The 11,457-nt window shown below is 68.4% G+C and carries 7 protein-coding genes, 1 tRNA gene and 1 pseudogene; 3 read left to right on the top strand and 6 right to left on the bottom strand.

All coding sequences use genetic code 11. The annotated features are described in order from the left end of the window. Positions 1-160: 160 nt before the first annotated feature. From IG08_RS0124925 to IG08_RS0124915, 3 genes are read right to left on the bottom strand one after another with little or no spacing between them, the layout of a single operon-like run. A complete protein-coding gene (locus IG08_RS0124925; protein WP_043455113.1) occupies positions 161-922 on the bottom strand; it encodes an ANTAR domain-containing protein in 762 nt (253 codons plus the stop codon). Further along, positions 919-1,590: a hypothetical protein gene (locus tag IG08_RS61560; RefSeq protein WP_234342972.1), complete on the bottom strand. Its 672-nt coding sequence runs from the start codon at positions 1,588-1,590 to the stop codon at positions 919-921. Before IG08_RS61560 ends, IG08_RS0124925 begins: the two co-directional genes overlap by 4 nt. Continuing rightward, a complete protein-coding gene (locus IG08_RS0124915; protein WP_030606348.1) occupies positions 1,587-2,012 on the bottom strand; it encodes an STAS domain-containing protein in 426 nt (141 codons plus the stop codon). The genes IG08_RS61560 and IG08_RS0124915 overlap by 4 nt, the downstream gene beginning before the upstream one ends. A gap of 444 nt (positions 2,013-2,456) precedes the next feature. On the opposite strand from IG08_RS0124915, the gene IG08_RS0124910 reads away from it, so the two are divergent. After that, positions 2,457-2,951, top strand: coding sequence for an Asp23/Gls24 family envelope stress response protein (locus IG08_RS0124910; protein WP_030606344.1), 495 nt, complete (start codon positions 2,457-2,459; stop codon positions 2,949-2,951). Positions 2,952-3,127: 176 nt separating this feature from the next. Here IG08_RS0124910 and IG08_RS0124905 read toward each other — a convergent pair whose 3' ends face one another. Continuing rightward, on the bottom strand, positions 3,128-3,340 hold the full coding sequence (locus tag IG08_RS0124905; protein WP_030606340.1) for a hypothetical protein: 213 nt from the start codon (positions 3,338-3,340) through the stop codon (positions 3,128-3,130). Between the two features lie 277 nt (positions 3,341-3,617). Here IG08_RS0124905 and IG08_RS0124900 point away from each other — a divergent pair, with 277 nt between their 5' ends. Both IG08_RS0124900 and IG08_RS0124895 read left to right on the top strand, forming a co-directional pair. After that, a complete protein-coding gene (locus IG08_RS0124900) occupies positions 3,618-4,022 on the top strand; it encodes a three-helix bundle dimerization domain-containing protein (protein ID WP_158812278.1) in 405 nt (134 codons plus the stop codon). A 1,083-nt stretch (positions 4,023-5,105) separates the two neighbouring features. Then, positions 5,106-5,174 (top strand) — tRNA-Met (locus tag IG08_RS0124895). A gap of 626 nt (positions 5,175-5,800) precedes the next feature. Here IG08_RS0124895 and IG08_RS0124890 read toward each other — a convergent pair. Together IG08_RS0124890 and IG08_RS62540 are read right to left on the bottom strand one after the other, a co-directional pair. Next, positions 5,801-6,010 (bottom strand): annotated as a pseudogene (locus IG08_RS0124890) (IS3 family transposase); the annotation flags it as partial. 365 nt (positions 6,011-6,375) lie between these two features. Then, positions 6,376-11,451, bottom strand: a complete 5,076-nt coding sequence (locus tag IG08_RS62540) for a LamG-like jellyroll fold domain-containing protein (protein WP_030606331.1) — start codon at positions 11,449-11,451, stop codon at positions 6,376-6,378. Positions 11,452-11,457 lie beyond the last annotated feature (6 nt).

Genomic DNA, 11,457 nt, shown 5'->3' with positions numbered 1-11,457 from the left:
GCAGGAAGTCGATCAGGTCGAAGTCGGCGACCAGGTTGTCCGCCAGCTCGACGAAGGTCTTGGCCAGGAGCTGCTGATTCATCGTGTCACCCTCGATTGAGACTAGTCCCGCCGGAAGGGGGCGGGAAGTGCGGCACGTTCGTCGGACGGCACCGGTGCATCAGGTTTCCTCGTCGGTACGTTCGGGTTCCGTGTCCGGGGGGAAGCGGAGCCGGTGGGCCACCACGTCGGCGGCCACGTCGGCGAGCCGGCGGCCCTGCGTATAGGCGTAGGCGCGTAGCCGGACGAAGGCTTCGTCGATGCCGACGCCGAGCTGGACGGTGAGGATGCCGGTGGCCTGGTCGATCTCCGCCCGGTATCCGCCCAGGTCCTCGAAGCCGCGATCTGCCAGTGCTCCGTCGACCGGTCCGCCCGTCTCGTCGATCCGCGCATCAAGCAGGAGCAGCGTCGCGAGATCGGCGAACGCCAGTGCGTCGGCCAGCTCCTCGGCGTCCAGGACGGTCGGCACGTCGGCGTACAGGTCCAGAACTCCAGGGCTGATCGCCCCCATCTGCAGGGGGAGTGCGAATACGGCGCGCGCTCCGGCTTCCAGGGCCGCATCGGCGAACACGGTCCACCGGTCCTGCAGCGCGCCGGTCAGCAGATCGGGCGTCAGAACGGCCGAGCCGTGCGTGAAGGCATCGACGCAGGGGCCCTCGCCCAACGTGAGCTGCAGCTCCTCCAGTTGTTCGCTGATGGTGTCGGTGCTGCACAGCGGATGGCTCGCTGTGGTGCGGGACATCGCCGACAGTCCGGCCCCGCCGACCGGCAGCGCGGCCACGGCCGCGGTGCACACGTCCACCACACCGACCCGGCCACCGCGTCGCGCCGCCTGCTCGGCGACCAGCACCTGGATGCGGGCCGACCGACTGTCGGACCTCACCCGGGCCACCGGGTCCAGGCATCGTACGCAAGACCCTCCAGCCTCGCCCCGGTTCGTTCCCCGACCGGAAGGACCAGCACCCGGAGCAGCGTGGCGCTGATCGGCTTCCAGATCTCTCCCACGTCCAGCCATCCCCAGGAACGGAGCGCAGCGAGGGTCGGGTGTTCGGCCTGATCCACCAGGGTGGCGCCGAGCGTCGCCTGATGGTCGGTCAGGAGCCGCTCCTGCAACCGGCATGCCACGTCACGGTCCTGGTCCTGCGGGTGCGGGCGGACCAGGAGGTCGGTGATCGCGAAGACTCCGCCCGACTCGGTGAGTTGCTCGATGCTGCGCGGCAGTGTTCCGTCGAACCCGAGCCACCAGAAGCCGTCACTGCCCACCGGGAAGCCAAAGGCACATCCCACCAGGCGGTCCGTCTCCGCGATCACCATGGCGAACCCCGGCCGCCGGATGTCGCCGGTGAGACGGTTCAGGAAGTCCTGGCGGCTGCGGCTGCGGTGCGCCTCAGCGGCGGACGTCTCGCGGGAGTCGACGTACAGATCCGCGAGCTCCCCGCTCACACCCTGCGCCTGCCAGCGGTTCACCCGACGTAACCGCACCGCGCCCATGATGGACGGCTCACCGGCGTCGGGCTTGTACCGCTGCCCTCGTCCTGACCAGGCCGTCACCGCACATCACCCGAGAGGACAGCGGCAAGCGGAACGGACCGCTGCGGCGAAGCTTGGGCGGTCGGGGCCGGCACATCCCCGGGAGGAGGTGCCGGATGCCCGAACGGAACGCCAAGGAGCAGGAACCCGCAGCCGGTGAAGTCGAGGATCAGGCTCAGTGTCCGTGGCGGGTGGTGCAGTCGCAGGGTCCCGCCGGCCTCCGTGGTCCGCTGTGAAGCGTAGAGGAAAGCGTTGAGGCCACTGCAGTCACAGAAGGTCACGGGGGTGAGGTCGACATCGACGATGCGGATGCCGTCGCTCAGGCACCGAGCCAATTCCGTGCGCACCAGCGGGGCCGATTCCAGGTCGATCTCACCGGCCAGGGTGATCAGCGCCCGGTTGCGTAGATCATGGCGGTGGACGGTGAGCTGTGGAAGGGGCATGACGCCTCGGTTCAGAAGACCATCCGGCAGAGCACGCGGTGACGCCGGGATTCCCGGCCCCCTTGGCGCGCTGCCGACAGGGGCGTACGTTCGGCGGAGACGGAGCAACGGCCGACCCGGCAGCCTGTGCGGCAGGACAACGGATCCACCCAGTTCCCTCCAGGGATGCGCCGGGTGACGGACGAAAGATCCGCTCCCCGCAGCCATCTGTGTCGAGCAACGACAAGCCGCCGGGGTCTGGGACGTCCGTACAGCAGCATAGTCCGCAACCCGATGCGGCGGACGGCCCGAAGCCGCCCAGTCCCAGGATGTGGACGGTGCCGAAGGCCAGTGGCGCGCTCATGTCCGGTGCCCTGCACGGAACTTGGGAGAGCGGCACGACGGCGGCGGCCGACAGCCGCTCAGGTATGGCAGTCCGTCGACTGCCCGAGGAGGTGGCTTCACATGACGGAGCCGAACGGTTCAACCCTGCAGAACTCCGATCCCGATGAGCCGCGCATCGGCATGGGCGCGACGGTGCAGGTCGCGGGGTCCGGGCCTCAGGAACCGCCGGAGACACGCGGCCGGACGACCATCGCGGACGGGGTGGTGGAGAAGATCGCCGGGATCGCCGCACGGGAGGTCCCCGGAATCAACGCACTGGGCGGCGGATTCACTCGCACCATGGGCGCGGTGCGCGACCGGGTCCCGGGCGGCCACGCGAGCGCGGGACGCGGCGTCAAGGTCGAGGTCGGCGAGAAACAGACCGCCATCGACCTCCAAGTCGTCGTGGAATACGGGATCAGCATCGCCGACGTCGCCGCGGAGGTCCGCGAGAACGTGATCGCGGCGGTGGAACGGATGACGGGCCTGGAAGTCGTCGAGGTCAACATCGCCGTCAACGACGTGCACCTGCCGGACGAGGACACGCCGCAGACCAGCGAGGACCGCGTGCTCTAGCCGCGAGGCGGGCAGCGGCAAGGACGCCACCCCATCGCTCCTCCACGGCACAGGTACAGCCACCGACGACAGGCGGTGATCGCCTGATCCGGGCGCAACTCAGCCCCGCTGATGGGCAATACCCGGCCGCTTCCCGTTCGGATCCGCCGGCACGACGCTGGAACACATCGCTTTGCTCAGCGTCGACTTCCGCTTCTCCGGGTGGAGCTTCCCCGGGTGGAGCTTCGCCGGGCGGACCAGCCGGACCCCACGCCGGCCGAGTGCACGGCGAGGAAAGCGAGCCCGGCAAGCATGAGGCTCGTCGGGCTGAAGACCGCCTCGGTCGACGTCTCGGTGACACGGATGATGAAGGCGATGACGAAGAGTGCGGCGGCCACGAATGCGAGCATCTGTCTACTCCTACCGGTGGACGACGCACCACACGCGATCTCGGTGACTGCGCCGCTCCCCGCCGGGTGCCCCGGACGGCGCCGATCAGTCGCGTGAATCCCGTGCCGGAGCCGGCGGCGACATCCCGTCGTCTGCCCCGCTGATGCTGTGAACGAGGCAACCGGGACTGCTGATACCGAGGGCCTTCGGTCGCCCGGCCCGCAGGCCGACCGATCCGAGATGGCGAGTTGATGAACACATCCGGTGGGCCGTTCCACGGACACGATCCGTGCAAGCGTGGGAAGCGGACAGGCCGACACCGAGCACCCGGACACTGATCGGATGCCGCGGTCGGCCATCTGCGACAGTGAGGAGCGCCCCATGGGCGCGAACACGGCCGAAACCGCAGTGCCCGACACTATCCAGGAGCTGACGGACCGACTGACGGCCTCCTACGCCAACCTGCTGACGGCTGCCACCGTGCAGGATGTGGTGCAGGACTGCTACCACCCGCTCAGCAACGCCCGTATCCCCAACTACGTGCCCATCCTCGTCGAGCACAACAGCCGCACCAAGCTACGACAACTCACCCGACGCTCCGATCCCACGGCTCTCCTTCGCGAGCACCCCGACGGAACACGAGGCCACTCAATGACGAGGGCCTATCGAAGGGTTCGAGTCGCTCTGACCCGCTCGGCATAGGCGCAGCGCCCACGGAAGGCACACTCGACACGCAGGCCTGCTTGATCATCTGTCAGGCCAGCCCCTCGGTCCAGGCCGACCGCCTCCGCCAACCCCGCGTGAGCCCGGGTCGGAGGGCCTGTCGGCCTACTGGCAGGTGTGCCCGTCTGCCGGTGAGTATGTGCGGTGAGCCGGTGCAAGCCCGTGGGCCTGGGCAGTCTGGGGGCCGATCATGCCCCTGCGAGGACATCCATGGGCGAGTCGGTCCGTGTGGATGGACAGGTTCAGCAGCTTCCCGCAGGCAACCCACACCCGATCCTCGCCATCCGTGTCGAGTGGGCGTGGCCAGCAGGGCTGGAAGCAGCCGAACTCCGGGCCCTCCGTGACTACGTAACCAAGGCCCTCGACGACGTCGGGTACTCGGACGCCGTCCTGTACCGCCGTGACGGAAGTGCGGGAACCACGGTTGCCATCGAAGCGACAGCAGAACGACCGGGCCTCACGGCGGGAGTGTTCCTGTCGACTCTGGACGACGAACATCGTGGCCGTGATACCAAGCTTCGATTCCTGGCTCATCTCGCGGATCCGGCCATCTACTCGAACGGGCTACCCAAGATTGAAGAAGCCGTAGCGGACGTCGAGTTGTTCTGCTCCTCGCCGGAATTGCGGGCTCACTGGCCAACTGGCCCTGAACCCCTCCGTCAGCGAAGTAAGCCGGTCTCCGCGGTCGTACACGGCATCGATCTGCGCAATGCGACCGACTTTTGGGGTGGATGGACTCCTAAGTGTCTCCCAATGTCCCAACCGTTCCGTGGGATTTACGTTGGCGACGCCGGATGGCTCAACCCGCGGGCGAAGCGGATGGAGCCCGTCTCGCCGGTAAGGCACTCCGTTGCCCGATACTTCGAAACTCCTGATGCGCTGCGCCCCTGCCTGCGTCATCGCTCCCGGTGGTGTACCGGAATCGTCGTGGAACACCGCTGGGCGGACCCGTAGTGGACGCCCAGTGGACGGAAAGGCCGAGAAGGATCAGGAAGGTCATGGCGAGGGGCGACCATGCCTAGCCTTCTGACCTGCGGAAACATGAAGATCTAGGAAGGCTCGGGGGCTGATCGGAAGATCACGAATGGACTCATAATCCGTCGGCCGTGGGTTCGAGTCCCACCCGCCCCACCTGTGCAGGGCTGTGACCTGCGGAAACGTTCATTTTGTCCTGTCGGATCGTCAACTTTGCCTGAACGGAATGAATCCGCTGCGCGTGAGTTCAGCCTCGTTGCCGGTGTCGATAGTGCGAATGCCCCCTGACCTGCACGGATGTTCCAGTTCGTAGCGGTTGAACTTGCGGTACATGGCTCCTGTGGCTGGTTGGGCACTGGATTCTGGACGCTGGCTGGACGCGGGGAAACCGGAAGGGGTCGCTCCGGTGCCGAGTCATCCACTCTGCCCAGGGGCGTAGCAGGGTAGGCGCGGTGTGGTGGCAACTGGGCTCGCCTGGATCGTGCCGTTGCCGACGTGGCCGGTCGGCGTGGGGGAGAAACGGCCCGTACTGAAACGGCCCCAGATCGCACCAGGGAGTCGCCCCCCAGTGCCTCACGGTTTCGGCGGGGCATGTAAGCCGCGGGTTGCCGACGTACCCCGTTCGGTTGCTCGGACTACGGACTGCCGGGAGCTGACCTTGTTCCGATGCCCGTTCACCGCCCGCGGGAGGCGTACTCCGGGTACGACATTGCTTGGCGAGGGAGTGTGTCTCAGGTGCCGATGGACAGGGGGTCTGATGCAGGTTCCGGTGACAGGTGCGGTCACGCGGCCTGGAGGGCCGGTGTGGTCATGACGGTCTCGAATTCGACAGGGGTGAGCCAGCCGAGTGCGGCTTGTCTGCGGCGGCGGTGGCAGGTCCGTTCGATCCAGGTCACGATTGCGATCCGCAGTTCCTCGCGGGTGGTCCAGCTCCGGCGGTCGAGGACGTTCTTCTGCAGCAGGCTGAAGAACGACTCCATTGCCGCGTTGTCTGGAGGCTCGGTACCAAGATCCAGGGGCCGTACAGGGGCCGGGATGGCGCGACCGTGTCCAGAGGACGGTGTCTCCGGGCCGGTGGTGGGTGTTCAGTGGCAGCAGGTGGCTGGTGAGCGAGCGTCTGGCGATGGCCGAGGAAACGGCCCGCAGAGGAAACGGCCGGGAACGCAGGTTTACCGGCCCCTGTGAGCCCTCGCCCTTACCCGCGGCGATGTAAGCAGGCGGTAGTGGCCGACCCCGAGCGTGGACCAGCGTTCGCACTGCATGCCGGCGCTGCTCTTGGCTGCCCCTCAGGGATGAGGCCGGGGAGGCCGGGCACTTGTCGGGTGCCCGGCCTCGGTGTTTCACGGAAATGTGTCGGTCAGCTGAGGTAGCCGCTGGTGTCGACGATGAAGTCGGCGGTGCCGTCGCTGTTGTTGTAGATGCTGATCTGTCCGTTGGCGTCGGTGGGGGTGAGGGTGAGATTGGCGAGGGTGTCGTCGGTGCCCCAGTTGAGGTTGCTGGTGGCGGGTTTGCCGACGGCGGTGGGGTAGGCGATGGCGTAGCCGCTGCCGGTGGAGTTGGTGACGGTGAGCATGGCGGCGAGGGTGGGGGTGGTGGCCATGGTGACTTGCTGGGTCGTGCTGGTGGCGAGGGTGTAGGTGCCGAGGGAGGTGACGGGGCTGGAGCTTCCGCCGATGCCGCTGCGGGTGTCGACTAGGCGGGTGGGGTTGGTGGTGTGGAATTTCTGGCCGGTGGTGCTGGTGGTGTAGTAGCCGCTGATGTCAGCGATGACGGCGGCGGCGCTGCTGTGGACGGAGATGGTGATGGTTCCGTTGGTGCCGATGGGGACGTCGCCGGAGAGTGAGGCGATGGCGTTGCCGGGGTTGTAGCTGAGGCTGGTGTCGGCGGTGGGGGCGTATCCGGTGGCGTATGCCTGGAGGAAGCCGGTGTCGGCGGCGTTGGCGGCGGCGAGGTTGACGGCGACGGCCGTCGCGTTGGCCGGTACGCCGTTCAGGCCGGTGATCTGGAGGGTGAAGTTGGTGCCGGCAGCGACGGTTCCGGTGCTGGAAAGGGTGGTGTGGGCGACGCTGGAGCGGGTGTCCAGGGCGCGGACCTCGCTGGTGAGCGGGGCGTAGGTCTGGTTGCCGGTGAGGGATGGGCTGCTGGTGAAGTAGCCGGTGAGGTCGACGATCAGGGCGGTGGTGCCGCTGCTGGTGTCGATGTGGGTGTAGAGGTCGATCTTGCCGTCGTTGCCGACGGGGACGATCTGGTAGCCGGTTCTGGTCGTACTGGCGGTGAAGTTGGTGGATGAGGTGACGGGACGCTGCGTGCCGTCGGCGTAGGTGGTGACGTAGCCGTGGTCGGTCTGCGCCGTGGCGGTGACGTCGACGGCGACCGCGGTGACCGAGGCGGGAATGGTGGTGGGAGCGCCGTTGACGGGTGAGGTGACGCTGTCGCCCGCGATCTTCAGTTGGGTGACGGAGTCGGAGGTGACGGTGCTGGCCCCGGCGGTGATGCCACTGGTGTAGGTGAGGCCGCTGCTGGTACGGGTGTCGAGGATGCGGGTGGGTGTGACGGCCTGGTGGTAGCCGGCCGGGGTGTAGGGCTGGGCCGGGGGCACGACGGAGCCGGTCCAGGTCTGGACGCGGGCGAGTTCGCCGCTGTAGTAGTCGGTGCGGGCGGAGGCGTTGAGGGCGTCGCCGAGCTGGAAGTTGCCGCTCGCGCCGGTGCTGGGGGCGGTGTGGTTTCCGGTGGCGACGAAGACGTCGTCGACGTAGAGGTTCATCACGCCGGTGGTCTTGTCGTACGTGGCGGTCAGGTGAGCCCAGGTGCCGAGGTGGACGGTGCCGCCGGTGACGGTGTCGAAGCTCCACGCGGTGCCGGCACCGGTGTTGAGGCCGAACTGCCAGCCGTCTGTGGTGGGCAAGAGCAGGATGCCGGAGTCGGCGCTACCGCTCTGGGAGAGCACGGCGCCGCCGTAGGCGGTGGGGTCGGCCCAGACGGACACGGTGAACGACTTCGTCAGGTCCAGGGCCTTGGCGCCCTGGAGGTAGTCGTGGTCGCCGGCGTCGAGGGCGACGTCGGGGTCGAAGAGGCCGCCTTCCGGTGCGGTGACGCCGCTGGTGCCGGTGAGGGTGATGGCGCTGGTGCCGCTGTCGTCGGCTGTGAGGGCGGTGGTGTCGTAGTCGTTGAGGGGCCAGTCGTGGGTGTCGGTGCTCAGGGCTTGGCCGGTGGGGGTGGTGAAGGTGGCGGTAGTGCCGGAGAGGGTCATCTCATGGGCGGTTGCGGTGCCGGTGCTGCCGAGGGTCCACAGGTCGGGGGTGCCGTCGTTGTTGATGTCGGCGGCCTGGAGGGTGGGCTGGCTGGCGGAGTCCCAGCCGGAGGCGGCGGCCTCGACGGAGGTGAGGGTGGTGTCGGTGGCGCCGTTGGAGAGGGCGTCGTAGGTCAGGGTCTGGAGGTTGGCGGGGCTGAGGTACCAGAGCTGGCCGTGGGAGGGGTCGCCGGTGTCGGTGCTGGTGTCGCGGGCGAACAGCTCCGGCAGGCCGTTGGCGTCGAGGGTGCTGGTGAGGGTCCAGCCGCTCCAGCCGGTGGTGCAGTTGGTGGTGGTGGCGGTGTTCTGGGCGAGGCAGTAGGGGTTGTAGTCGGCCAGGTCGGTGGCCTGGTCGGCACCGGGGTACAGACCTGTGGCGGGCACGGAGTTCTCGTCGTAGAGCGAGCCGTTGATCACCAGGAGGAGGTCCGGATAGCCCGTGGGGGTCTCCCCGTTGACGGTGTAGTAGAGCCCGCCACCGGTGGCGATGGAGGTGGCCGGGGTGGTGGTGTCGGTGGTGGTGCCGTCGTCGTTGAAGGTGGTCGTCGTCAGGGCGAAGACGCCGGTGGCGTTGGTGACGGGAAGGGAGTCGACGGGCTGGAGGTCGGTGCCGTCGCCCTGGCCGCGCAGGATCTCGCCGCTGATGGCGCCGGTTGAGGTGTCGTAGCCGTAGTCGAGGACGTCGTTGAAGCCGTCCCCGGTGAAGAAGTGGCCGGTGACGGCCTGGGTGCCGGTGAAGGAGGTGGCGGTCTGGGTGGTGGAGACGCCGTTGCCGTCGATGCCGATGTTGCGGGCGACGGCGTTGACCTTGCCGCCGCCGTTGCCGGTGGCCTGCCAGAGTCCGGCGGGCAGGGAGTTCTTGCCGCCGACCGTGAGCAGGTCGGCGTTGCCGTCGCCGTTGAGGTCGTCGGTGGTGGCGGTGGCGGGGGCCTGGGCGATGAACCGGTAGTCGTAGGTGTCGCCGACGTTGCCGCTGGTGCCGACGGCGGTGACGGTCAGGACGTCGGTCTGGGTGGTCGGCTTCAGCGAGATGTTGGCGGTGTAGGGGCCGGTACTGGACGCGGTGACGCTGACGGGGTTGCCGCCGTTGAGCTGGTAGCGGTAGCTGCCGGGCGCGGTGGTGGTGTTGGTGTCCGTGATCGTGAAGCTTGCCGATGTGCCCACGGCGCACAGGCTGTCGCCCGAGGGGCTGTCGGTGAGTTCGGTGCACTCACTCGTGGTGGAGGTGACCGGTGCGACGGTTGGGGCGCCGGGTGCGGTGGGGTCGTAGTAGAAGTGGCAGATCTTGGACTGACTGCTCGTCAGATGCTGGTCGGTGACGGTGAGATACCAGGCGAACTCGGTTTTCGCGGTGAGCGCGTTGAAGGGTCCGGAGGCCGTGTGGGAGTAGAGGGTGCTTGCCGTGGTGCCGCTGGTGGCGTTGATCGCCCGGGTGTAGGTCGTGCCGCTCGCCATGTTCTTCAGCGTGAAGTTGGCGGTGAGCGGGCTGGTGGTGCCGTCCGGGTCGGACACCGCGGCGCGCAGGGTGACATCTCCCAGGCCCAGTGAAGTGGGCGTGGTGGCCGTGCAGTTGGTGGCCGGGCTGGTGGTCAGCGAGGTCGGGGTGGTGGGGGTGTGGTCGTAGGTGGTGGTGATCGTGGCCTGCTTGCTGAACTGCTTCCACGCCAGGTCGTCGCCCTCGTCGGCGGCCAGCAGGCCGAAGGTGGCCTTCGACCAGTGGTTGTCGGCGGCCCGCTGCATCAGCGAGGTGAGGGAGTACGTGACGTCCGCGGGGCCGCAGGAGGTGGACCAGCCGTGGGCAACGGACTGCGAGCCGATCTTGCTGAGCCGGGAGGGCTGGTTGTTCCAGGTGGTGGACGAGGAGATCGAGCCGGTCCAGTACAGGTCGAGGGCCTTGGCGGTGCAGGAGGCCGACCAGTTCTCGTAGAAGGAGATATCGGAGGAGAGCACCGTCGAGTTCCACAGGGCGCTGTGGACGCTGGTCTGGAAGAACGACCGGTTGGTGGAGACGTCGGAAGTCCAGTCGGTGTAACCGACGTGCAGAGGTCCGGGGTTGGAGGAGGCGGGCTTCCAGAAGGCGGTGTCGGGCCACTCGTTGTCGACGAACGCCCACGCCTGGACGGTGTCGGTCTGGCCGGATGCGGTGAAGGTGGGGTCGATGTAGACCGGGTAGGTGGTGTGCTCGCCGGTCAGCAGGCCGCGGTCGGGTGACAGGCCGATGCGGCCCGGGCGGTAGGTGGCCTTCAGGCTCGCCTTGCGGGCCGCGTCGCCCGGAGCGGCCGGACTGGAGGCGAGGGGGGCGCCGTTGTGCCGGTCCACGGTCTGGCCGGTGTGCGGGTCGGTCGCCTTCGGGGTGTTCGCGGCGGGCCGGGTGGAGTCCCACATGGTGGGGGCGGTGGCGGAGAACAGGAGCCGTCCGGCGCGGTCCTTGGCGGTGATGTCACCGGCCTTGTCGCCGGTCAGAGTGACCCCGGTGGCCTTCGTGGCGAGGGTCAGGGCGGTGAGGGCGGGGTTCGCGGCGGCCGTGGCGTTCTTGACGACCAGGACCTCGCTGAACCCGCCGGTGTCCTGTGCGGTGACCGCGAGATCCACGTCGGGAAGCACATCGTGGTACGTCGCGGTGGGGCCGGACAGGGTGGGAGTGCCGAGCGCGAACGCGGAGGGCAGCGACACGGCCAGGGAGCCGCTGCCGGCCCGCATGGTGGCCAGGGGGTCGTCCGCGCCGCCGCCGGAGAGGGTCAGGGAACCGGTGGACACCTTGGGGGAGATCGTGCCGTCCGCGTGCCGGAACAGCGTCGCGTCCAAGCTCTTCCATCGCCCATCCGCCAACTTGCGTACGGGCGCGATCGTCTGTCTGAGCGTCAGCGTGCCGTTTGGGTTGGCGGTGAGCGTGGAGGACTCCGTCGTGGCGGCCCTCGCCTGGACGGACTTTCCGGTGGACCGGGCCTTCGCGAGCGCCTGGTCCTCGGTCAGGCCCAGGGAGGAGCCGGCCGGCGCCCGAGTGGCGGTGGGGGAGTGCGCCGGGACGGCGGCGATGGCGAGAGCGGGGCTGCCGACCGCGCCGGCGACCGCGAGAACGGTGGCGCCGACGACCGCGAGGCGCGCCCATGAGCGGGGCGGAGAAGCCGACCCATTCTTTTGCATTTCTTT

It is taken from the genome of Streptomyces fulvoviolaceus (genome assembly GCF_000718165.1).
Lineage (GTDB): Bacteria > Actinomycetota > Actinomycetes > Streptomycetales > Streptomycetaceae > Streptomyces > Streptomyces fulvoviolaceus.
This window is presented reverse-complemented; position numbering and strand designations above follow the sequence as displayed.